This window comes from Acinetobacter seifertii, from assembly GCF_000368065.1.
GTDB lineage: Bacteria > Pseudomonadota > Gammaproteobacteria > Pseudomonadales > Moraxellaceae > Acinetobacter > Acinetobacter seifertii.
The window spans coordinates 206,230-228,618 of the sequence record NZ_KB851204.1 but is presented as its reverse complement, the minus strand read 5'-3'; the positions used below and the strand labels follow the sequence as shown (position 1 = coordinate 228,618).

Genomic DNA, 22,389 nt, shown 5'->3' with positions numbered 1-22,389 from the left:
TTGTAATTTTTGTGCCGTGTCGCTACACGATTAAATTGTATTCCATGCTTCATAAATCTACCGTTTTTTGAAAAAAATACAAAACCGTTTATCTGTTTTCAGCACATTAATTTCGAGGCATTTTTTTGCTACAATAGATGCAATTTTTTATGCATATTCGATCTAAGCTACTATGTCTGACGCTCAAACCGCTCAAAATATTGCCACCACATACGATCCAACCGAGATCGAAAAGAAGTGGTACAAAACGTGGGAAGAACAAGGTTACTTCAAACCTTCTGGTCACGGTGAATCATTCTGTATCATGATTCCGCCACCAAACGTCACTGGTAGTTTGCACATGGGCCATGGTTTTAACAATGCCATTATGGATGCCCTCACCCGTTATAACCGCATGATGGGTAAAAACACTTTGTGGCAACCGGGTACTGACCATGCTGGTATTGCAACTCAAATGGTTGTTGAGCGTCAACTTGGCTTACAAGGTGTAACTCGTCACGACTTAGGCCGTGAAAAGTTCATCGAAAAAGTTTGGGAATGGAAAGAACAATCTGGCGGCACAATTACGAAACAAATTCGTCGTTTAGGTTCTTCGGTAGACTGGTCACGTGAACGCTTCACGATGGACGAAGGTCTATCAAACGCAGTTAAAGAAGTATTCGTTCGTTTGCACGAAGACGGTTTAATTTACCGTGGTAAACGTCTTGTAAACTGGGACCCTAAACTTCAAACAGCACTTTCTGACCTTGAGGTAGAAAGCAAAGAAGAAAAAGGCTCACTTTGGCATTTTAAATATTTCTTTGAAGACAAATCAGTTAAAACTCAAGACGGCAAAGACTATTTAGTCGTTGCAACAACTCGTCCTGAAACTTTACTTGGTGATACTGCGGTTGCTGTTCATCCTGAAGATGAGCGTTATGCACACCTTGTTGGTAAAAACATTGTATTGCCAATTACAGGTCGTTTAATTCCGATCGTTGCCGACGACTACGTTGAAAAAGACTTCGGTACTGGCTGTGTAAAAATTACCCCTGCTCATGACTTCAATGACTATGATCTAGGTAAACGCAATAGCTTGCCAATCATTAATATCTTCAACAAAAACGCCGAAGTTTTAGGCGAGTTTGAATATATTGCCAAAGCTGGCGAACAAATTTCTAAAACTATTACTGCACCTGCGGAATATGCTGGTTTAGAGCGTTTTGAAGCACGTAAAAAATTAGTTGCTCAAGCTGAAGCTGAAGGCTGGTTAGATCAAATCCAACCGTATGACTTAAAAGCGCCACGTGGCGACCGTTCAGGCGTGATCATTGAGCCATTACTGACTGACCAATGGTACGTAAAAATTGCGCCGCTTGCTGAACCTGCAATTGAAGCAGTTCAAGATGGTCGCATTAAGTTTGTTCCAGAGCAGTACAGCAACATGTACATGGCGTGGATGCGTGATATTCAAGACTGGTGTATTTCACGTCAGCTTTGGTGGGGTCACCGTATTCCAGCTTGGTACGATGCAAATGGCAATATCTATGTTGGCCGAAATGAAGAAGAAGTCCGTGCGAAAAACAACATCGCGGCTGACGTTGAACTTAAACAAGACGAAGACGTTCTTGATACATGGTTCTCATCTGCACTTTGGACATTCTCAACTTTAGGTTGGACTGGCGATGCGCAAAAAGATGCAGCAAATGATTTCTTAAAAACCTTCCACCCAACAGATGTGTTGGTGACTGGTTTTGACATCATTTTCTTCTGGGTTGCCCGTATGATCATGATGACCCTACACTTCATGAAAAATGAAGATGGTTCATCGCAAGTTCCATTTAAGACTGTTTACGTTCACGGCTTGGTACGTGATGGTGAAGGTCAAAAAATGTCGAAGTCTAAAGGTAACGTACTTGACCCATTAGACTTGATTGACGGTATTGATTTAGAAAGCTTAGTTGCAAAACGTACAACTGGCCTAATGAACCCGAAAGACGCAGCGAAGATTGAAAAATCAACGCGTAAAGAGTTCCCAGAAGGCATTAATGCTTATGGTACTGACGCAGTTCGTTTCACGTTCTGTGCGCTTGCAAACACTGGTCGTGACATCAAATTCGACTTAAAACGTGTTGAAGGCTACCGTAACTTCTGTAACAAAATCTGGAACGCAACTCGTTTCGTTCTGATGAATGTTGAAGGTCAAACTGTTGGTACCGACGCTCGCCCTGATCTATGGGAACTTCCAGAACAATGGATTATGAGCCGTCTGCAAAAAGCGGAAGCTGCTGTACACCAAGCGTTTGTAACGTATCGTTTAGACCTTGCTGCACAAGCGATTTACGACTTTATCTGGAATGAATACTGTGACTGGTACGTTGAGTTAACTAAACCAGTTCTAAACGATGCAGAAGTTTCAGAAGAGCGTAAAGCTGAAGTACGTCGTGTGTTGCTTGCAGTAATGGAAGCATCATTACGTTTGGCTCATCCGCTTATGCCATATTTGACAGAAGAAATCTGGCAGACTCTTGCACCAATGCTTGGTCAAGGCGGCCCAACGATTATGACTGCTCAATACCCTATTCCTGAGCAAGCAAAAATCAATGAACAAGCTGAAGCAGATATGCAATGGCTTCAAGGTTTGATTGGTGCGGTACGTAACATCCGTGGTGAGTTGGGCTTAGGTAATGCGCGTTTGTTGCCAGTATTACTTCAAAACACATCTGATGCTGAACGTGAACAAATCATTCGTATTGAAGCATTGTTCAAAGCACTAGCTAAAGTTGAAAGCATTGAGTTCTTGAATAAAGACCAAGAACCACCGTTATCTTGCTCTAGCGTTGTTAGCCATGCATCGGTATTTGTACCAATGAAAGGCTTAATTGACCCTAAAGCTGAGCTTGCTCGTTTGCAAAAAGACTTGGATAAAATCCAAAAGCAACACGACCAAATCGCGGGCAAACTTGCAAACGAAGGCTTTGTATCTAAAGCACCGGCAGCGGTTGTTGAGGGTGAAAAAGCGAAGCTTGCTGAGTTTGCTGCTCAGTTAGAGAAAGTTAAAGCGAATATGGAGCAGATTGCTGCGCTTTAAGGTGTTGTTAATTTAATCCAATTTGTGTATAAAAGGCTGATTATTCAGCCTTTTATATTATCAAAATGAAATATATTCAAAGTATTAATGCAAAATTAGATTTTTTAAACCACAATGTAAATATTGATTTAAAAGGGCGAAATTTAATTTTAACGGGGAAAAATGGTGTTGGTAAAACCAGATTTCTAAATCAATTAAATAATACAGTTCTAAGTAAACTTATTCATGATATCCCCCATATTTTTCAGCATCATTATATGCAAAAAGTTAATATTATAAATATTCTAAAATCAGAAACATCTGATTTAGAAAATAGTTTTTATTATAAAAATCATATAGAAAATTTAAAAAATAATATAAACCCCTTAAATCTTTTAAATTTTCTAGAGGAACTATTAGGTAAATCTGACTCCTACAACCCTCAAGAAACTGAAGAATTTATTAAAAAAGCAACAGAATTAAAAAATATAATTTTAGAATATAAAACTTTTCTACAAAATAGCAACCTTAATTATTTACCTATACACTCACCTATATATAATATTGATTATCTTATTAATGAAATAGGTTCTACTCATAATCAAGAAAATATTAGTTTAGCTGTGAATGGAATAGGAAACTTAAACCAAAACATACAAGCATCAAAAGTTACTTTTAATTTTTTCCCCGCCCATAGACAATCTCAAATTACACCCTCTACAAATACTACTGACTTAAATCAATATATTAATAGTGCAAAGCATGAATATTCCTCTAAATTAGGACAATTTCTAGAACAATATTTATTAAATATTAGAATTGAAAAATCTCTTGCTTTATCTGAAGAGAATGACAACGAACATGCAGATCAAATTGATTCTTGGTTCCAAAAATTTGATGAGGATTTAAAATTTTTATTTGAAGATGAATCAACTAAATTAAAATTTGATTATAAAACAAGAAAATTTAGTCTAATGCAGTCTCATCGTGAATTTACATTCCAATCTTTATCTTCAGGCTTTACAGCAATATTTGATATTTATAGTGACTTATTAATGAGGTCTAGACTTTTAAATATTCTGCCTAATGAACTAAATGGGGTAGTTCTAATTGACGAAATTGATGCCCATTTACATATTTCACTTCAGAAGAAAATCTTACCATTTCTTACCAAATCATTTCCAGAAGTTCAATTTATTGTAAGCACGCATTCTCCTTTCGTGATCACTTCAACAAATAATGATACTGTAGTTTATGATATTTCTAGTGGTGAATTTTTTGAAGAGGATTTAAGTCTTTATTCTCATGAATCTATAATAAAAGAACTCTTTCATGTAAAGGAAGAAAATGAAAATATTAAAATACTATCAGATCAGCTTTTACAGTTCATTGAATCAGAAAACTTAACTCAAGACCTAAATACAATTCAAGAATTATTAAATGAAATTAATAAAGATTTTGAAAAGTTATCAGTAGAACTACAGCTCCAGTATATGGTTGCTAAAAATAAACTTGCTAAATTAAAACATGAGGCAAACTAATTCATGTTTTCAGTTACTCGACCTACTACTTTTCCTAAAAGTTTAACAAAATCTACTAAAGACTACCGTGCTGCTGATGTTGTTGAAGTACTTCAAGATATATTTTTTTCTAAATGTTATCTATGTGAAAGAAAAGGATTCTCTGACGTAAATATTGAGCACCGTGATCCACACGAAGGCGACCTTATTAAAAAATATGATTGGAATAATCTTTTCTACGCATGTGTTCGATGTAATGGTATTAAAGCCAATATATATAAGAATATTATAGATTGTTGCCAAACTTTAGATGTAGCTCAAGCTATTGAGTTACACTGCCCAATAGTCAATAACGATGACCATAAAGTAATTGTAACAGTTGGAAGTTTAGCAAGTACTATCGAAATTGAATCTACAATTAAACTTCTTGACCAATGTTTTAATGATACGAATACAGCTCTAAAAGGTATAAGTAGGCACACTTTAATAAAGCAGATACAGAAATATCAAACTAAACTTTTAATTATTAAGGATGAGCTTTTGGATGATTCATTGATACTAACTTCTTCTGAAAAAAATCTGAGAATAGAAAAGTTAAAGGTTATGTGTGACCCTGAATTCCCTTTCTCTGCATTTTGGAAATGGTATATCACTCGTGATGTTGATTTATCAAAAATTGTTGGAAATGTTTTTTGATTGGCTCTAACCCTCTCCCATACGGAGAGGGTGAAAAGCATTAAAGCACTCCATTCTCCAATAACATCTCCACTCCACTCACTTTTTTCATATGCTTTAAACGCTCTTTTTCCCACTTCAACTGCTGCTTTAGCTCAGCACAATCAGTATCTATAGCTTTATACACATCACTAATATGTACATGCTCTGATTTTATATTCTTTGCTAACTGAAAAGAATCTAAGATCTCAGCAATTTGGCTTTCAAGCTGCTGACTTTGTGCATCCAAAGCCAGTTTATAAAACCGCAATTGCTCGGCAGATAATTCTTTAGCGCCTAGCCCTTTATTCTGTTCAAGCTGTAACTGGAGTTTGAGTAAATAGAACAAGTCCTGCTTTTCATAGGCCTGACTTGCCAGTTGGAACAACTCAGTTTTTTCTTCTTTTTTGGTTTCATCTTGCTCACGGTCTGGGTGAATCATCGCGGCAATTTTTAAATAGACTGTTTTAAGCGACTGTGCTGCCATTTGCTCAGCTTGTTCACGTTTCTGTTGCTGTCTTTGCTGTTTAGCTTGTTCTCGCGCTTGTTGTTGCTCGGCTGCGTATTGCTCAAAGTCTTCTTCAAACTCTAAACCTTGATCAGCACTTTCTTCATATCCAAATTCTATTGGCTGAGCTTTTTTATTCTTTTTTACAGACTCCCCCGCATGTTGCTGATAAAAGGTATCGATTTGCTTTACTAACTCTAACTGTTCAGCAGATAGCATTTTGGAGCGCTTCAACATTTGTGCAAGCTGGGCAATTTTTTCGTCTAGTTGTTGTATATCTGCTTTAGAAAACTCATGGCTATGCAACATATTCCAAAGTTGATCCAACTGCTGAAATAAGACCTCATGTAAATCGCTATACACAGGCATCAGTTTTTGCCGAATGTGCTGTTGAATCTCGGCTTGCGCATTTTGCCATGTGCTTAGGCTAATTTTTTGCTGTTCTATTTTATCAATCAGGCGATTCAGTTTTTTCTGCTGTGCAGACGGTTCAGACCTTTGCTGCAAGCTCACTTTGAGATCAAAGGACATACTCATCCACCCGAAAAAGAAAAAAGTGTAGCAATAATCAGATGAGGAAGGTAGCCAAGCATTCTTTAAGTCAGAATCAGCCTATTCATTTTTAGAAAATAGAATGCGACTTATCTAAGTTATAACCTAAGAAATCCACCAAATTACTAATGGTAAAGTCACGGCCGCACATAAGGTTTGAAAGCTAATTACAGCTGCCATAAGCTGACTATCGCCACCCAAAACTTTAGTTAAAATGTAGGAAGCAGAAGCAGTCGGTAGCGCAAAGGAAATAACTAAAATTTGTGTTTGTAAACTTGGTAAACCAAACCACGTACAGACCGCGTAAGCCAAGGCAGGCACAGCTAAAAGTCGCGCAAACGTATCTGCCGCTAATACCACAATATCTTTTTTAATTTGCAAAAACTGTAAAGCTGCGCCAACACATAGCAAACCTAGTGGCAAACTCGACACCGAAAAAAGCTTAATAAACTGAGTAAAGCCATCCCAAATCGGGATATGAAGTGCATTGACTGCTGCCCCGACTACACACGATGCAATTAAAGGGTTTTTAAGCAGTGCAATCAAAACAGGTTTAATTGCCATGTGTTCTTTAGAGGTTAGAGCAAGCACCGAAATAATATTTACAAGTGGAATGCAAAGTGCCAATAAAATTGCCAGTATTGCCATTCCTTCACTTTTAAAAAGCGAAGTGACTAGAGCCAAACCAATATAGGTATTAAAGCGAACCATACTTTGTACATGCACACCAAAACGTGCAGGTGGTATGTGCCAAAACATTCGGAGTATGTATAAAAAGGTGGTCACAGCTAAAACCACAATCAACATCGCAATAATCGCTGTACTCAAGCTTTGTAAGTCAATTTTCGCGGTCGATAACGTACTGAAAAGCAAAGCGGGAAATAAAATATAGTAATTAAGCTTCTCTGCCCCAGCCCAAAACTCATCGCTAAAAAAACGATATTTTTTAAATAAGAATCCCGATGCAATTAATGCAACTAAGGGAAATAGAGATAAAACAATGCTATTCATTTCTTTACTCGAGTTTTGTTGAGGCTTGCTGTTTTTGGCAATGACCTTGGCTTACTCATATATTAAAGATAATGAAAACTCATGATAAAATGAGTTTTTACTCATAACAAATACAACATGAGCTTTACCCAGCTTGAAATTTTCGCACTTATTGCTGAACTAAAAAGCTTTACTGCTACAGCAGAAAAGCTGGGAATTTCACAGTCGGCAGTTTCCCATGCGCTTAAATCATTAGAACAACAATGGGGCATTAACCTCATTTCACGAACTCAAAGCGATATTGAGCTGACTACGACAGGTCAACAGTTATTGACTCATGTAAAAGAGCTATTGAGTATTTCCGATACATTAGAAAAAGAAGTGGCAGCGATCCATGGTTTAAACGAAGGCACATTACGTATTGGCTCTTTTGGGGCGTCATCCTCTATTTATTTACTGCCTGAAATTTTAGAAACCTTTCGGCAGCGTTACTCAAAAATCGAAATTTATATTGATGAAGGTGAAGATAAAGAAGTTGCTCAATGGTTATTAGAACGGCGCATAGAAGTTGGTTTTTTGATTATGCCAGATGAGCGTTTTGACACGTTTCCATTAATTGAAGATCGTTTTGTTGCCCTAATTCCGAATGGTTACCCGCTCGCACAACAACTCTATATCGATCCAGCACAGCTAGAAAACTACCCTTTTATTATGACAATGGCGGGTAGTCGACATCAGGTCGAATTAATTTTAAAAAACTTTAATGTGAAGCCAGACATTAAATTTTATGTTTCACAAATTTTGAGTATTGTGAGCATGGTTCACAATCAGTTGGGAGTGTCTATTGTGTCTGATATGGTCATTACCAAAAAGCTACTCTCACTTTATCCAAACGTGGTTAAACGCCCTTTTAAACCGAACCTTAAACGTTCTATTGGCCTTGCAGTAAAAAATAAAAAACACATCAGTCCAGCCGTAAAAGCATTCATAGAAGTTGCTCAAGAGGTTTGGTCTAATCAATAATTTAGTCAGAATTTAATTCGTTTATATTTTAATAACGAACTCATTTAGGTCATTTTATAAACAAATTGGATGACTTTTATCATAAAAATGTGCCATAACAGCCTATTTTAAGCAAATTAACGCACCATTTATCGCCATAAATTAATTTTACAATCCAAATTGGTGCGCTTATTGCATATTCACTTTTATGCAATTGAGTTTGTTTCGACAAACTTAGGTTTTTAGATTCCTTAAATCTATTTTGGTGCAATTTACAGACCCAGATTTGTTCCAAAATGGAATTTAGCACTTTTTTCGAGCATGCTATGCAAAATGTAGATCTATTTTTCTTATTACTTGGTGCAGTTTTGGTTCTAGCCATGCACGCAGGTTTTGCATTCTTGGAACTTGGTACAGTTCGCCACAAAAATCAGGTGAACGCGCTTAGTAAAATTCTGACTGACTTTGCCCTTTCTGCAATCGCCTATTTCTTTGTTGGCTACTATATCTCTTATGGTCAGCATTTCTTCCATGACGGCACAGCCCTAGCAAGTGATCATGGCTACAACCTTATGCGTTGTTTCTTTTTACTTACTTTTGCTGCGGCAATTCCTGCGATTATTTCAGGTGGTATTGCTGAACGCGCCAAAATGCGTTCACAAGCGATCGCAACGCTCGCTTTAGTTGGTCTGGTTTATCCTTTTTTTGAAGGTATGGTCTGGAATGGAAACTACGGTCTACAAAAGTGGTTAGAAACGACCTTTGGCGCAGCTTTTCACGACTTTGCTGGTTCAGTCGTAGTGCATGCTATGGGTGGTTGGATCGCGTTGGCTGCTGTTATTTTATTGGGTGCACGCTCTGGTCGTTATAAGAAAGATGGTCGTGTAAGTGCTCACCCTCCTTCTTCTATTCCATTTTTGGCACTAGGTTCATGGATTTTAATTGTGGGCTGGTTTGGCTTTAATGTAATGAGCGCTCAACGTCTTGATGCCATTTCTGGCCTAGTCGCTATTAATTCACTCATGGCAATGGTGGGCGGAACCATTACCGCAAATGCAATTGGGAGAAATGACCCGGGTTTCTTACATAACGGTCCACTTGCTGGTTTAGTTGCAATTTGTGCAGGATCTGACATTGTTCATCCTATTAGTGCACTTGTGATAGGTGGTGCAGCTGGTGCAATGTTCGTCTACCTATTTACCTATACTCAAAATAAACTCAAGGTAGATGATGTACTAGGTGTATGGCCATTACATGGTGTTTGCGGCGCATTCGGTGGTATTGCCGTAGGTTTATTTGGTCAAAAGTGGCTGGGTGGTTTAGGCGGCGTATCTTTCATTTCTCAATTGATTGGAACAACACTCGCTATTGCCATTGCACTCGCTGGTGGCTTTATTGTTTATGGCTTACTTAAAGCAACTATTGGTATTCGTTTATCTCAAGAAGATGAGTTTAGAGGTGCAGATTTATCTATTCATAAAATCTCTGCCAACTCTGAAGAAGGTATGTTTTAATTCAGCGATTATGAAGCAGGATTTAAATATCCTGCTGCATACTGCGCTATATAAGTAAAACTTCTTAAATAAAAACACTAATTATTGATTAAAAAATATTCTTTTAAGTCTTTATTTAATCAATTTAGAGTATTGAAAAATATATTAATTTTAATATTATCTTAAGATTTATAGATGAAATATTAAATAGTTTAAGAACAATTTAAGTTTTATTTTATGTAATGCCTTCAATTCACGCTTAAATTGATGTTACAACACAATGAATCAACAAAAACATTTTTTTCAGCTTCAGCTTATTTTTCTTACCATCAGTTTTTTTATACTTTTATTTGTATTTCCAGTGGGTGGAAAAATTGATATGTATCTTATCCAACCTTGGATTGATTCAACTGGTCAATTTTTTAATCGGGAAAATTGGTATCTTGAAAGACTTAATCATCAAATCGTAAAAGATATTATTACTGCGGTTTATATTATATTCTTTGGCCTCTGGCTTGCTTCATTTAAAGTAGAAAAGCTAAAAATATATCGCTGGCAATATGGCTATATGTTTTTTGTCAGTATGATCGGTAGCGGTGTTGTTGGTCTACTCAAGTCACAATCTGCTCATGCCTGCCCTTGGAATATGGTTCATCCTAACAGTTTAGGTGGCTATATTTGGGACTTCACGGCGAAACACGGACATTGTTTCCCGGGTGGTCATGCTAGTGCCGGTTTTATCATCATGACTGGTTATTTTGTTTATCGCCTCGAACAACCTAAACGTGCTTACTTTTATTTAATTGCAGGCATTTTATTGGGTTTTATGATGGGCTGGGCACAAATGATGCGAGGAGCACATTTCTTAAGTCATAACTTATGGACTGGTTGGGTCGTTTGGGCAGTTAATATTTTATTTTATGCGATTTGTATTCATCGCTTTGAGTTTGAAAAACAATTAAAACAAGAGCTTAGTTAAGCTCTTGTTTCATTTACATGTAGTACTTTAGGTAACTTCACTAAAACAGAAAGACCACCAAGCTCTAAACTCTTGTCGAGACTTAAAGTTCCACCAAGTCTTTGAGTTGCACGGTCTACAATTGATAAACCTAAACCACTTCCTACTTCTAGATGGTGGTGTACTCGATAAAAACGTTTAAGTACCTTATCGTAATTTTCAGGGTCTATACCTGCACCACTATCTTCAATTTGAATACATGCGTAGTTATCTGGGTCGGTATAAACTGAAATGTTAATAACGCCTTGATGCGGTGTGTATTTAATCGCATTATCAATTAAGTTAAAAATAATCGAATGCACAGTAGGTTCAATACTATGCATCTCAACAGGATCATTTCTCACAAAGCCTAAATCGATTTCTTTTTGCATGGCTAAATTAACTAACTGCTCAACGCAATTTAAAGCCACATCGTTAAGCTGAAAATAGCCTGTAGGTTCAACCATACTAAGCGTTACGTCTTGCTTTGCCAGTGCCAAAAGCTGTGTAACCAGATGCTGAATACGTGCCAATCCCTTGCTTAAGTTGTGCAACGACTCATGTTCAGGGAACTGGCTTAGCAAAATCTTGGTTTGTAAGTTCAGTGCAGTAACAGGTGTTCGTAGTTCATGAGCAGCATCTGCAATGAATTGCTTCTGTTCATTTTGTGCTTTAGAAATACGGTCGAACAGACGATTCATTTCATCAATGGTAGGTAAAAGCTCCTGAGGATAATTATGCACCTCAATTGGTGTCAATTCCTCAGAATCTCGTTCCATTAACTCATTTTTAAAATCATCTACTGGTTTTAAACCACGACTAATAATAGCGGCCAAGGCAAATATCGCAAAAGGTAAAATAATTAAATAAGGAATGAACATGCTGCCCGCAAGCTCCCATGCGAAAGCTTCACGAACACGTTCTTGTTGACTCACCTGAATTTGATAGTCTTTTAACGGTAGAACATATGTTCGGACTACACCCTCAGCGGTTTTATGTGAATAAAACCCAGCTTGCTCGACAGGAGGAACCAATAAGTGCAGATGATGAGATAAATTAGCCTGATCTTTATAAGCCCAGATATCTAAAAATAAATCTTCTTCGTGGTAAGTTCGATGTAAGTCAAACTTGCTACTTACTGCTTTTAAGGGGTACTCAGCTGTTCTTTCGGCTAAGTACTGCATTTGAGTATCTAAAATTTCATCGACTTCTTGAAGTGCAACCTTATATGCACTAAAAATCAAAATACAACCTAAGATCACACTGAAGATTGAGGTGCCCCAAATCAGTCGCTTTTTTAGTGAATAATGCACGTTCATGAAGTCCCGAAATCTTAAATTATGATTGACCTAAACGGTAACCCAACCCTCGGATCGTTCGAATAAAGTCTTTACCCAACTTTGCTCTTAAATGATGGACATATACTTCAATCGTGTTGCTAGTCACATCACTATCAAAATCATATAACTTATCTTCCAAATTAGCTTTCGAGAAAATTTTATTTGGATGACTCATAAGCGGTATCAGAATTGCCCACTCGCGGTTTGATAAATCAATACGTTGCCCTTTAAATGTTGCAATATGCTGTTCAACATTTAAAACCAGATCACCACTTTCTAAGAGTTGATCTTGGCTCGCAAGTTGAGCCTCTACCCCTGTACGGCGTAATAACGCATGAATGCGAGCAAGTAACTCATCGAACTCATAAGGCTTAATTAAATAATCATCTGCTCCCAGATTTAAACCATCAACACGGTTTTGCAACTGATCACGCGCAGAGATAATCAAGACTGGTGTTGCTGCTCTTTGACGGATCTGCTTTAACACCTGCATACCATCCATCATTGGCAAGCCTAAGTCTAAAAGAATGAGATCAAACTTATTCTTTGCCAGTTGGGCCAAACCATCTAAACCGTTATTGACCCATTCCACCTCGAATTGATGATATTGCAGCAACGTAGTCGTTGACTCTGCAATCATAAAATCATCTTCAATCATCAAGATTTTTGTCATGTTCTAGGCTCGCTTTAGTTTACATTGGCACAAGAGTGCAACATGTCGAGTTGAGGGTTGATGACCTGAGTTTTTACATCCAACAAACTTAACAAACTTGGGAATAAATTATCCTGACTTAACTTTTGTTTGGTTTGTTGGTTTAAACAATTTACTTGAGCAAGATTATGTTTTTTCCAGTCATCAGAGAACCACATGATCATTGGGATATGCGTTTGTTGGCTCGGTGCGATTGAATACGGTGAACCATGTAAATACATACCATGTTCACCTGTAGACTCACCATGATCAGATAAATACCAGAAACCTGTTTGATAATTCGATACTTCTTTTAAAGTATTAATCATTTGGTTCAATACATGGTCTGTATATACGATTGTATTATCATAAGTATTTACGAGTTCAGCTGGCGAGCAACCCTGTATCGCATTGGTATCACAAGTTGGTTTAAATGGTTGGAACCCATCAGGTGCACGCTTGTAATATGCTGGCCCGTGGCTACCCATCTGATGTAATACAACTAAACGTGGACGCTTATCATCTTTTGGAATAGAAGCCAAATACTGTTTTAAGCTATCAACCAGAATGCCATCAAGACATTCATCATCTTTACACCACTTTTGCTTTAACTCTTCTGGAATTTGATATTGCTCAACGCGATCGCATGCACCTTTACAACCTGAGTTATTATCAATCCAAGTCACTTGATAGCCTGCACGTTTAGCAATATCCAGTAATCCTTCGCGGTGACCCGCTAACTGCTCATCATAATCAGCACGTGACATACCAGAGAACATACATGGCACAGAAACTGCTGTTGCCGTACCACAGGATGTCACTTGTGAAAAGTTTAAAATATCTTGTTTAGAAAGCTCTGGATTTGTATTTTTGGCATAACCATTAAGCGAGAAGCTTTCAGCACGTGCGGTTTCACCCACTACAAGCACCATAAGCTTAGGTAAATCTTTCTGAGTTTGTTGCACTTGATGAGCATCTTCACCATATTTCACAAGTGGAAGATTTTTCTTAGGTGCTTTTTTACGGTAATAAGACATGACCGAAGAAATGGTATTCTGAGGTGATATCATTCCTTTTAAATCACGATGCTCTCTAAATATTGCTGCAAAATCGACATAATAAGTAAACAGCAAACCACCTACGACCGCAAATGCAAGAGCAATTGAAAGTACTTTTTTAAGTAAAAGCGGAAGTATTTTTTCTGATTTGAGTTTGACCTGAGTAATCAAAAATATAGGTAAAACCACAAAGAAGATGGTCCAGAGTGCAAAACGCAAAGAAAGTAAATCTGTAACTTCAGAGACATCTGTTTGCACGATATTTTGAATTTGGTCAGGTGAAACAATCACACCCAAAGTATTTACAAAATATGAGCTAAATCCACCAATAAATACCAACAAAATGGCAAAAAATTTGGCTGTCCATTTCCAGTTTAAAATTTGTAAAGCTGCATAATAGATAGCAACAACAATCACTACGGTAGCCGCTAAAAATAAGGTTGCTTTTATACCTAAATATGGTGTTAATAAGTGAACTTTCTTATAAAAACCAATATTTAGAATTGCTCCTAACCAAATGGCTATAATGACGTTGAACATAAACAGGGAAATCTGCTTATTTCTTAATTTAGAAAAAAAACTCAGCATCTCTGGTTACTACGACCTTTTATCATCTTCTAATGTAAAAATTGAAACTTAAAAATGACTTAAATACTAGAATGATCGGTATAAATCATTTTTAAGCGCTTAGTATTATTTAACTCAACTACAAATAAAAAGTCGAGGTTAACTAGAACCTCGACTTTTTCACACTTAAATCTTTGAAAAATTAGAAGCTATATTTTGCCATTAAACCAATACGGTTATCTTTGTAAGACTTGCCAGCAAATGTATCACGCTTACCGTTAATATATTCAAGACCTAAGTCAATTGGCTTAACAGGTGAATAAATAAAGTTGATCCACGCTTGCTGAACTTTTTCATTACCAGCTGTATATACTTTAGCATAATCCGTGCCATCATCAGCAAATTCTGCACCGTACGCTAAAGTTGAGCGTAAGTTAGGTAGAATTTTATAAGTACCACCTACTTGTACAGCAACAAATTTATTTTGCTCGATATTGTTATTTACCAATGTATAGGCAGCGTTACTACCGTATAAATAGCTACTATCACCAACTACATATGAAACATCAGCAAATACTTTTAAAGGATCAGAAACTTTAAAGTCTGTACCCGCAGCAATACCCCAGCCAGTTTTATTATCATCACCAATTGATGATTTATAATTTTCCACTAAAGCACGAGCTGATGCAGAACCTCTACCGTCTGCATAACCTTGAGTAATTTTAGCAGTTAATGCAGGTAAGCTATACTTGATACTATCGCCAGTTGCCGCAGAAGTGCTATCGCCTTTTTCAGCAGAAACAAACAATTGTGTAGTTGGACCTAACTTATAGCCATAGCGTACTTGCGGTACACGTTTAGTACCACCACCGACGTTTGTCGAGAAGTCGATCATTTCTGGTGCATGGCTTGATAAGAAATTAGATGTCGTTTGACCAAATAACCAGTCATTATACGTTAAGTAAGCATGGCGAATACGCAATGAACCATTTGAATCTGTTGTTGAACCAGCAAAGTCAACTTCGAGTTTACCGCCCACTTTGGCATCATTTACTGGAGCAGTAAAATCTAAGCCAAGACGTGTTGTTTTAGCAGTTGCACGTAATTTATCGTGTGTTTTACCATCAGTCTTACTAACGTCAGCAAAGTCATTATCTGCACCTTCGATAATGTAGTTAGCATCACCACGAACAAAACCATAAAGGTTTACATCGGCACCAGCTTTAGATTTAAATCCAGCTAATGGCGAAGCTGGCGCAGAAACTGGTTGTGGCTGTGCTTTAACTTCAGCTAACTGTACTTGCTGTTGTTGCTGTACTTGTTGCTGCTGCTGTTGTACTTGACGCTGTTCTTTAACTAATGCTTTTAATGCTTCAACTTCTTGACGAAGTTTTTGAATTTCCTCTTTTTCAGAGGTTGCCGCATTTGCCCCACTCATCATTAAAGCTGTTACTGTAATAGCTAAACTTTTAACAACAAACGATTTACGATTAAGGAATAGATCCATCAAAAACTCCTAAAAATATATTTTATGTCGCTTATCCATGCCAAGTTGATTCGTGTGACCATTGAGCACTAAAAAATCAACTCTTCTCCAAATTTGATTGCATTAATTTTATTACCGCAATCAAAACCAATTTTAACGCTGGGTAAGATTAAAAATTCCAAATCAAAAACATCAAAACAGCTTTTTGTTTACAGAACTTTTACCTTAACTTCATGTTGTAACGAATCCTACACAACTCTCTTATCTTATAGAATGATTAAATCATTATTTCATTATTCTTTTTTAGACTTTAGGCTAATATACAGTCTAATTGAATATTCTTTTATCCAAATCGATTGATTCACATGATTTTTCTTGTTATCCGCATCCCTTTTCTCCATCTAGCTTCCATTTGCTACTCAAACAAGATGGCATAATTAATAAGCCATTTGAATAGCTAAAAATATACATTTTTAAAAGAATGACTAAAATACATAACCACCATTTTTTAACATAACTTAAGCTGATTTAAGTCTCTTTATTTCATCGACTTAATATCATTTTTTATACAGTTTTTGTTGCTTTCCATACGTAAATAGGAATTAAAAATAGTACAGCAATAGTGACAATAGCTATCAAATAATGGAAATAACCAAGTACATCTCCAATAACACCACTCAAAGTATAAAGCCCACCACTTACGGTCGCCATGACCGAAACCTGAAAAGTAAAATCAGTGCCTGCATAGTTCTTTCGGCTGTAATGCATGACTAAGGTTAACATTACAACGAGTAACATCGCGGCAAAGGCATCTTCTAAAGCATTTATAGTATAGATAAGCCATGCATTTATTTTTATGTTTTGCTCGTAAGCATAAGCCAAATAAACATAAGCACCTAAACTCATGATTTTTAATATTGAAAAACTAATTAATGTAGTTGGTCTAGACAAATACTTTAATACCCACCCTGCAATAAATGCCCCCACTAAAGCAGCTACAGCGCCTAGCATAGTGATGTAAACACCAATTTGGGTAAAACTTAATCCCATATCAACCATTAAGGGTTTGAGTAACGGCCCAGCTAAGCCATCGGCCACTTTAAAAGTGATAAGTACCATTAACCAAGATCGAAGTTCTTTATTTTGAGAAAAATAACTCAAATAAGCCTTAATTTTTGTGACTAAATTTAGCTGGCTAGGTTCATTAGTAGAATGAGAACTATGAACAGGTTCTTTAAATAGTAAAACTGGTAGCGTATTGACGAAGACTAAAGCAGCTAGTAATAAAAATGTCGGCTGCCATGACAACCAGTCTAGACACCACAGCACAGCTCCCCCACCCACGATAAAACCAAGCCGAGAACCTACCACTTGAAAAGTATTTCCCCAATGCTGCTGATCGTGTTGCAATAAATTAACAGCTAAAGCATCGGTTGCAATATCTTGTGTTGCGCCCGTCAAGTTCATAAATAACAGTGCAATAAAAAATATAAATAAGTACAGCGGCTGATCTAAGGCTTGAATGGGAAAGAAAGATAAAACACAAAGTACGGCCACCGTCAAAAGCTGAGTAGGTAAAATCCAGCTCCGATAATGTCCTAAGCGTGAAATCGCATGACGGTCTACCCACGGTGCCCAAAATATTTTGATTGACCAAGGCAGCATGAGCAGCCCAAAACCACCAATATGTGCTAGTGAAACACCTTGGGCTCTTAATATTACTGGCAAGGCATGGGTCATAAACCCCACAGGTAAGCCTTGTGCCCAATAAAGGGAAAAGAGCAAAAAATAAAGATTTTGCTGTCGGAACATATATACCTACTTTTATTTCTTTATGCGGTAATCACATGAAATACCATGTGTGGTCTTACATTTTGCCAATGAAGCACAGATTTCAAAAGATTAAGATAAAACAAAGGATGATTTAAAACTTAAAAATATGGAACAACATTTCCCTACCCTCCCTCCAGAGGTACCTCAACGTGGTAATGCTTTAAGTCGAGCATTATTTAAAAAACTTTTTTTGGCTCAAGGTTGGACTATAGAAGGTGAAGTGCCCAACTTTCCTAAAGCAGTAGCTATTATTTCTCCCCATACATCTAATATTGATGGCTGGTATGGTTTTCTTGCCATTTTTGGATTGGGTATTCAAATTACGGTGCTAGGCAAAGACAGTCTATTTAAGCCACCGTTTAAACGCGCTCTAGATTGGGCAGGTGTTATTCCTGTAAAACGTGACTCAGCCAATGGACTGACGGAACAAGTAGTAGCCACGATTCAAGACTATGACAAAATTTGGATTGGCATGGCACCTGAAGGCACACGTAAGAAAGCAAAAAAAATGAAGAGTGGTTTTTATCATATTGCTGCAAAAGCCAATATTCCGATTGTGATGTTTTCTTTTGATTATGATCGTAAAACTATTCACTGCCTAGGACACTTAAATCCAAGTGGTAACTATGATGAAGATCTACAAAAGATTTTTGAACGTTATAAAGGAAAAATATCACCGAAAAATCGTAATTGGCTTGCGGAGCCTTTACAAAATCTTGTGAAAAAAACCTAGCAAAAGTTGAACGAATCTGGTCTGATGAGCCATCTTAATTTATCTTGCCATAGATTGTTTTTAAAGATGAAAATTGCTCAATTTGCCAGTATCGGATTTATCTCTTTAGCCCTATTCGGCTGTGATAAGTTCAGCAAAACACCAACACCGACCACTTCAGTTAAAGCACGCGAACCAGTAATCGCACTTGCCTTAGGTGGCGGTGGAGCAAAAGGATTTTCACATATTGGTGTTATCAAGGTTTTAGAATCACATGGTATTAAGCCTAAAATTGTTACGGGTACAAGTGCCGGCAGTTTTGTAGGAAGTATCTATGCCAGCGGACAAACACCTTATCAGCTCCAAAATCTTGCACTTAAACTGCAAGAATCTGATATTCGTGATTTAACGCTTAATCGCCAAGGTATTATTCTTGGGCAAAAGCTACAGGACTACGTGAACCGTAACGTTGGCAACAAGCCGATTGAGAAGTTCCCAATTCGTTTTGCCGCGGTAGCAACTCGCCTTGATAATGGTCAAAAAGCTGATTTCATTAAAGGTAATGCAGGTCAAGCCGTACGCGCGTCTTGTAGTATTCCAAACGTATTTGTACCTGCAACTATTGGTAATCAAAAATATGTAGATGGCGGATTAGTTAGCCCAATTCCTGTAAAAACAGCACGTGATATGGGTGCAGATATTGTGATTGCGGTTGATATTTCAGCACGTCCAGCAGGAAATCGCCCAGCGAATATGTGGGGATTACTTGATCAAACCATTAATATTATGGGTCAACAAAGTATTAATGAAGAGTTAAAGCTAGCAAACGTAGTCATCCAACCTAAAGTCGGACACCTAGGTACACTCGATTTAAAATCAAGCAATGAAGCTATTTTAGAGGGTGAGAAAGCTGCTCAAGGTCAAATTCGTCAAATTGAAACTGCAATTGCGAATTTCAAAAAATCTCCAGCCGCATTTAAGCCAGCACCACGTCCTAAATTTTAATTGAGGTGGTTTTTTTCTATCCACACCTACCATCATCTGCTACAGTGGTAAAAGTGATATGAGATCACTTTTACCCATCATAAAGATATATAAAAGAGCAGATCTATGGAGTTTGTTGTAGAACCTTGGCACTGGTTTGTATTGGGTATCTTACTTATTCTTTCTGAGCTGATTATCCCTGCTTTTGCCGCTCTCTGGTTTGGTATTGCAGCCATCATGGTTTGCTTTCTCTATTGGCTATTTCCAGATATTAGCCTCACAACACAAATTGTATTGTGGATTATTTTATCGGTGCTGTGCACTATTCTTTGGTTCAAATTTATTAAACCATTGTCGATTGATAAAACTAAAGCGGGTTTACCTCGTGAAGCCACCATTGGGCAAATTGGTATGGTGATTCAAACCGAACTCGCTCATGACCAAATTATTGTTCGTTTCCCTATGCCTATTTTAGGGGCCGATGAATGGAACTGTCGAAGCACCACCCCTGTGAAAGTCGGTGATCGGGTTCGAGTCATTGATATTTCGGGTAATGACTTAATTGTCCAGCCCCACAGTACTTCATAAACATTAAAGATAAAGAGAGGTTATTTTCATGCCAGTTGGTACCATTATTGTTTTAGCCTTTTTGGCTTTTGTAGCAGTTACCATTTTTAAAGGAGTACGTATTGTTCCTCAAGGTTATAAATGGATTGTTCAGCGTTTAGGCAAATATCATTCTACACTTAATCCAGGGCTTAACTTCGTTATTCCTTATATTGACGAAGTGGCATATAAAGTCACCACTAAAGATATTGTGCTTGATATTCCATCTCAAGAAGTGATTACGCGTGATAATGCTGTATTACTTATGAATGCAGTAGCATATATCAATTTGACTACTCCCGAAAAAGCAGTGTACGGCATTGAAAACTATACATGGGCCATTCAAAACCTTGTACAGACTTCACTACGTTCTATTGTTGGTGAAATGGATCTAGATGATGCACTGTCTTCACGAGATCATATTAAAGCTAAACTCAAAGCTGCGATTTCTGATGATATTTCGGATTGGGGTATCACTTTAAAAACCGTAGAAATTCAAGACATTCAGCCATCTTCAACCATGCAAGCTGCCATGGAAGCGCAAGCTGCTGCTGAACGTCAACGTCGTGCTACAGTGACTAGAGCTGACGGTGAGAAACAAGCTGCTATTTTAGAAGCTGATGGGCGTTTAGAAGCATCCCGCCGTGATGCAGAAGCACAAGTTGTCTTAGCAGAAGCATCTCAAAAAGCGATTGAAATGGTAACAAGCGCAGTGGGCGATAAAGAAACACCTGTCGCTTACCTGTTAGGTGAACAGTACGTTAAAGCAATGCAAGAGATGGCAAAATCAAGCAATGCCAAAACTGTTGTGTTACCTGCCGATGTTTTAAATACAATTCGTGGCATTATGGGAAAGCATAATTAATTTAATTGCTTCAAATAAGTCATTGAAATACAAACGGCGACCATCAAGTCGCCGTTTTTATATTGAGTATTATTGGTTGTTTAATCTTTTCTGATCTTTCAAAGGGAGCTTTTTTACAACCAAGTCATAAGAATCGCGAATCAAATCTTGAAGTAAATCACGTGTTAAGTTTTTATGCGGATTAATAGAGATCCAGTGTTTTTTATTCATGTGATACCCCGGAATAATAAAAGGATAAAGCTCCTGATATTCCTGACTTTTATATGGATCACATTTAACAGTAATCATTTTTGTGCCCGTTCCTTCCCCTACTAACAAAAACACCTTTTCTAAAATTTTAAAGACGTCGCATTCTGGACCAAAGGGTTGGCTTTGCTCACTAAAAGGAAGATTACACGCAATCTCTATTGCAACTTGATGGAGCTGATCACCATTCATTCTTATCTCCTTTATTCATTCAATATGAATACAAGCAGGATTATTAATTTGATTTTATATTAGTTGGTACGGGCTAAAAGGAATTGTGAAATCTCAACTAACTCTTTTGCATTTTCACCAAAATGCGCTAAAGCCTCAAAAGCTTGGTCATGCAACTCTTTTGCATAAACCTGTGCTTGCTCAAGTCCCATTAAAGCAGGATAAGTCGACTTTTGTACTTGTTCATCCTTACCCGCAGTTTTACCTAAAGTTTCAGTGCTTGAGGTAATGTCCAAAATATCGTCTTGCACCTGAAAAGCCAGTCCAATCGCTTGTCCATACTGGCGCAATTTCGGAATTGCTTGATCCGTTCCAGAGAAAATTGTCACTGCACCCATCATAATGGCAGCCTGAATAAGCGCTCCCGTTTTATTACGATGGATATTTTCTAGTTCGTCTTGAGAAATTTGTTTAGCTTCAGCTTGTAGGTCTAAAACCTGTCCACAAACCATTTTAGAGCTGGCTGTTGCTAAAATTTGAATTTGCTTTAATACAATTGCAGCATCAGTTCCCTGCCCTTGCTCATCAAATAAACGGCTACCTAAAACCTCAAAAGCCATTGATTGTAAAATATCGCCTGCAAGTAAAGCGGTATCTTCACCAAATGCTACATGACACGTTGGCTGACCACGACGAAGCAAGTCATTGTCCATACAAGGCAAGTCATCATGCGCTAGCGAGTAACAATGAATAAGTTCAACTGCAACTGCAGCACGGCGAGCCGCAGCAAAATTTGGATTATCTTGTAAAGAAGCTGTGGCGTAACACAAAGCCGGACGAACACGTTTTCCACCAAGCATAACGGCATGGTGTACTGCGCTTTTTAAAGGTTCAGGAATTGAAAATGCAGCGAGTGTTGTCAATAAATCTTGTTGAATACGTTGTTGAGCTTGTTTTAAAACATCCGCATTAACTTGAGAGAGTGATGACACAGTCGCCTCGTAA

19 protein-coding genes and 1 pseudogene are annotated in these 22,389 nt (G+C 37.5%); 10 read left to right on the top strand and 10 right to left on the bottom strand.

The genetic code is table 11. The annotated features are described in order from the left end of the window. Positions 1-172: 172 nt before the first annotated feature. The 3 genes from F985_RS23650 to F985_RS23640 all read left to right on the top strand — a co-directional run bounded on the left by F985_RS23650 (position 173) and on the right by F985_RS23640 (position 5,265). Entirely contained in the window at positions 173-3,070 is a 2,898-nt protein-coding gene (locus tag F985_RS23650) for a valine--tRNA ligase (RefSeq protein WP_004705856.1), read from the top strand. Positions 3,071-3,135: 65 nt separating this feature from the next. Then, the gene (locus F985_RS23645; protein WP_004705855.1) at positions 3,136-4,590 is read left to right on the top strand and encodes an AAA family ATPase; all 1,455 of its coding nucleotides are present in this window, start codon (positions 3,136-3,138) and stop codon (positions 4,588-4,590) included. 3 nt (positions 4,591-4,593) lie between these two features. Continuing rightward, positions 4,594-5,265 carry a hypothetical protein gene (locus tag F985_RS23640; RefSeq protein ID WP_004705853.1) on the top strand — a complete coding sequence of 224 codons (672 nt, stop codon included), beginning with the start codon at positions 4,594-4,596 and terminating at the stop codon, positions 5,263-5,265. A 40-nt stretch (positions 5,266-5,305) separates the two neighbouring features. Here F985_RS23640 and F985_RS23635 read toward each other — a convergent pair whose 3' ends face one another. Further along, complete coding sequence (locus F985_RS23635) at positions 5,306-6,322, bottom strand: hypothetical protein (protein ID WP_004705852.1); 1,017 nt, start codon at positions 6,320-6,322, stop codon at positions 5,306-5,308. 126 nt (positions 6,323-6,448) lie between these two features. Further along, positions 6,449-7,354 (bottom strand): AEC family transporter, encoded by a 906-nt coding sequence (locus F985_RS23630; RefSeq protein ID WP_004705851.1) that lies wholly within the window; start codon positions 7,352-7,354, stop codon positions 6,449-6,451. A 117-nt stretch (positions 7,355-7,471) separates the two neighbouring features. On the opposite strand from F985_RS23630, the gene F985_RS23625 reads away from it, so the two are divergent. The 3 genes from F985_RS23625 (at position 7,472) to F985_RS23615 (ending at position 10,807) form a co-directional block, all read left to right on the top strand. Further along, positions 7,472-8,356, top strand: coding sequence for a LysR family transcriptional regulator (locus tag F985_RS23625; RefSeq protein ID WP_004705850.1), 885 nt, complete (start codon positions 7,472-7,474; stop codon positions 8,354-8,356). Positions 8,357-8,661: 305 nt separating this feature from the next. Next, the gene (locus F985_RS23620) at positions 8,662-9,849 is read left to right on the top strand and encodes an ammonium transporter (protein ID WP_004705849.1); all 1,188 of its coding nucleotides are present in this window, start codon (positions 8,662-8,664) and stop codon (positions 9,847-9,849) included. 259 nt (positions 9,850-10,108) lie between these two features. After that, positions 10,109-10,807 carry a phosphatase PAP2 family protein gene (locus F985_RS23615; RefSeq protein WP_004705848.1) on the top strand — a complete coding sequence of 233 codons (699 nt, stop codon included), beginning with the start codon at positions 10,109-10,111 and terminating at the stop codon, positions 10,805-10,807. Here the strand turns inward: F985_RS23615 and F985_RS23610 are convergent. The 6 genes and pseudogenes from F985_RS23610 to F985_RS23590 all read right to left on the bottom strand — a co-directional run bounded on the left by F985_RS23610 (position 10,804) and on the right by F985_RS23590 (position 17,779). Next, positions 10,804-12,138, bottom strand: coding sequence for a two-component system sensor histidine kinase PmrB (locus F985_RS23610; RefSeq protein ID WP_025469260.1), 1,335 nt, complete (start codon positions 12,136-12,138; stop codon positions 10,804-10,806). The two genes, F985_RS23615 and F985_RS23610, sit on opposite strands and share 4 nt — an antisense overlap. A 25-nt stretch (positions 12,139-12,163) precedes the next feature. Further along, on the bottom strand, positions 12,164-12,838 hold the full coding sequence (locus tag F985_RS23605) for a DNA-binding response regulator PmrA (protein WP_004705846.1): 675 nt from the start codon (positions 12,836-12,838) through the stop codon (positions 12,164-12,166). A 14-nt stretch (positions 12,839-12,852) separates the two neighbouring features. Next, the gene (locus tag F985_RS23600; RefSeq protein ID WP_031944592.1) at positions 12,853-14,502 is read right to left on the bottom strand and encodes a phosphoethanolamine transferase; all 1,650 of its coding nucleotides are present in this window, start codon (positions 14,500-14,502) and stop codon (positions 12,853-12,855) included. Positions 14,503-14,683: 181 nt separating this feature from the next. After that, complete coding sequence (locus F985_RS23595) at positions 14,684-15,988, bottom strand: DcaP family trimeric outer membrane transporter (RefSeq protein ID WP_004705844.1); 1,305 nt, start codon at positions 15,986-15,988, stop codon at positions 14,684-14,686. A gap of 272 nt (positions 15,989-16,260) precedes the next feature. Beyond that, positions 16,261-16,450: pseudogene (locus tag F985_RS25970) on the bottom strand (hypothetical protein). 81 nt (positions 16,451-16,531) lie between these two features. Next, the gene (locus F985_RS23590; protein WP_004705843.1) at positions 16,532-17,779 is read right to left on the bottom strand and encodes an MFS transporter; all 1,248 of its coding nucleotides are present in this window, start codon (positions 17,777-17,779) and stop codon (positions 16,532-16,534) included. Positions 17,780-17,906: 127 nt separating this feature from the next. Between F985_RS23590 and F985_RS23585 the strand changes: the two genes are divergently transcribed. The 4 genes from F985_RS23585 (at position 17,907) to F985_RS23570 (ending at position 20,967) form a co-directional block, all read left to right on the top strand. Continuing rightward, positions 17,907-18,533 carry a lysophospholipid acyltransferase family protein gene (locus tag F985_RS23585; RefSeq protein ID WP_004705842.1) on the top strand — a complete coding sequence of 209 codons (627 nt, stop codon included), beginning with the start codon at positions 17,907-17,909 and terminating at the stop codon, positions 18,531-18,533. Between the two features lie 66 nt (positions 18,534-18,599). Beyond that, on the top strand, positions 18,600-19,517 hold the full coding sequence (locus F985_RS23580; RefSeq protein ID WP_004705841.1) for a patatin-like phospholipase family protein: 918 nt from the start codon (positions 18,600-18,602) through the stop codon (positions 19,515-19,517). 105 nt (positions 19,518-19,622) lie between these two features. Then, the gene (locus F985_RS23575) at positions 19,623-20,084 is read left to right on the top strand and encodes an NfeD family protein (RefSeq protein ID WP_004705839.1); all 462 of its coding nucleotides are present in this window, start codon (positions 19,623-19,625) and stop codon (positions 20,082-20,084) included. 28 nt (positions 20,085-20,112) lie between these two features. Continuing rightward, positions 20,113-20,967: an SPFH domain-containing protein gene (locus tag F985_RS23570; RefSeq protein ID WP_004705838.1), complete on the top strand. Its 855-nt coding sequence runs from the start codon at positions 20,113-20,115 to the stop codon at positions 20,965-20,967. Between the two features lie 69 nt (positions 20,968-21,036). On the opposite strand, the gene F985_RS23565 is transcribed toward F985_RS23570, so the two are convergent. Together F985_RS23565 and F985_RS23560 are read right to left on the bottom strand one after the other, a co-directional pair. Further along, on the bottom strand, positions 21,037-21,405 hold the full coding sequence (locus tag F985_RS23565; RefSeq protein WP_004705837.1) for an MmcQ/YjbR family DNA-binding protein: 369 nt from the start codon (positions 21,403-21,405) through the stop codon (positions 21,037-21,039). Positions 21,406-21,464: 59 nt separating this feature from the next. After that, entirely contained in the window at positions 21,465-22,376 is a 912-nt protein-coding gene (locus F985_RS23560; RefSeq protein WP_000097114.1) for a polyprenyl synthetase family protein, read from the bottom strand. Between the last annotated feature and the right edge of the window lie 13 nt (positions 22,377-22,389).

What these genes read in the sequence shown, in the direction of transcription:
- F985_RS23635 (WP_004705852.1), bottom strand. Translation starts at nt 6,322, where the DNA reads ATGTCCTTTGATCTCAAAGTGAGCTTGCAGCAAAGGTCTGAACCGTCT.
- F985_RS23605 (WP_004705846.1), bottom strand. Translation starts at nt 12,838, where the DNA reads ATGACAAAAATCTTGATGATTGAAGATGATTTTATGATTGCAGAGTCA.
- F985_RS23590 (WP_004705843.1), bottom strand. Translation starts at nt 17,779, where the DNA reads ATGTTCCGACAGCAAAATCTTTATTTTTTGCTCTTTTCCCTTTATTGG.
- F985_RS23570 (WP_004705838.1), top strand. Translation starts at nt 20,113, where the DNA reads ATGCCAGTTGGTACCATTATTGTTTTAGCCTTTTTGGCTTTTGTAGCA.
- F985_RS23625 (WP_004705850.1), top strand. Translation starts at nt 7,472, where the DNA reads ATGAGCTTTACCCAGCTTGAAATTTTCGCACTTATTGCTGAACTAAAA.
- F985_RS23565 (WP_004705837.1), bottom strand. Translation starts at nt 21,405, where the DNA reads ATGAATGGTGATCAGCTCCATCAAGTTGCAATAGAGATTGCGTGTAAT.
- F985_RS23575 (WP_004705839.1), top strand. Translation starts at nt 19,623, where the DNA reads ATGGAGTTTGTTGTAGAACCTTGGCACTGGTTTGTATTGGGTATCTTA.
- F985_RS23630 (WP_004705851.1), bottom strand. Translation starts at nt 7,354, where the DNA reads ATGAATAGCATTGTTTTATCTCTATTTCCCTTAGTTGCATTAATTGCA.
- F985_RS23640 (WP_004705853.1), top strand. Translation starts at nt 4,594, where the DNA reads ATGTTTTCAGTTACTCGACCTACTACTTTTCCTAAAAGTTTAACAAAA.
- F985_RS23620 (WP_004705849.1), top strand. Translation starts at nt 8,662, where the DNA reads ATGCAAAATGTAGATCTATTTTTCTTATTACTTGGTGCAGTTTTGGTT.
- F985_RS23595 (WP_004705844.1), bottom strand. Translation starts at nt 15,988, where the DNA reads ATGGATCTATTCCTTAATCGTAAATCGTTTGTTGTTAAAAGTTTAGCT.
- F985_RS23650 (WP_004705856.1), top strand. Translation starts at nt 173, where the DNA reads ATGTCTGACGCTCAAACCGCTCAAAATATTGCCACCACATACGATCCA.
- F985_RS23580 (WP_004705841.1), top strand. Translation starts at nt 18,600, where the DNA reads ATGAAAATTGCTCAATTTGCCAGTATCGGATTTATCTCTTTAGCCCTA.
- F985_RS23645 (WP_004705855.1), top strand. Translation starts at nt 3,136, where the DNA reads ATGAAATATATTCAAAGTATTAATGCAAAATTAGATTTTTTAAACCAC.
- F985_RS23615 (WP_004705848.1), top strand. Translation starts at nt 10,109, where the DNA reads ATGAATCAACAAAAACATTTTTTTCAGCTTCAGCTTATTTTTCTTACC.
- F985_RS23600 (WP_031944592.1), bottom strand. Translation starts at nt 14,502, where the DNA reads ATGCTGAGTTTTTTTTCTAAATTAAGAAATAAGCAGATTTCCCTGTTT.
- F985_RS23585 (WP_004705842.1), top strand. Translation starts at nt 17,907, where the DNA reads ATGGAACAACATTTCCCTACCCTCCCTCCAGAGGTACCTCAACGTGGT.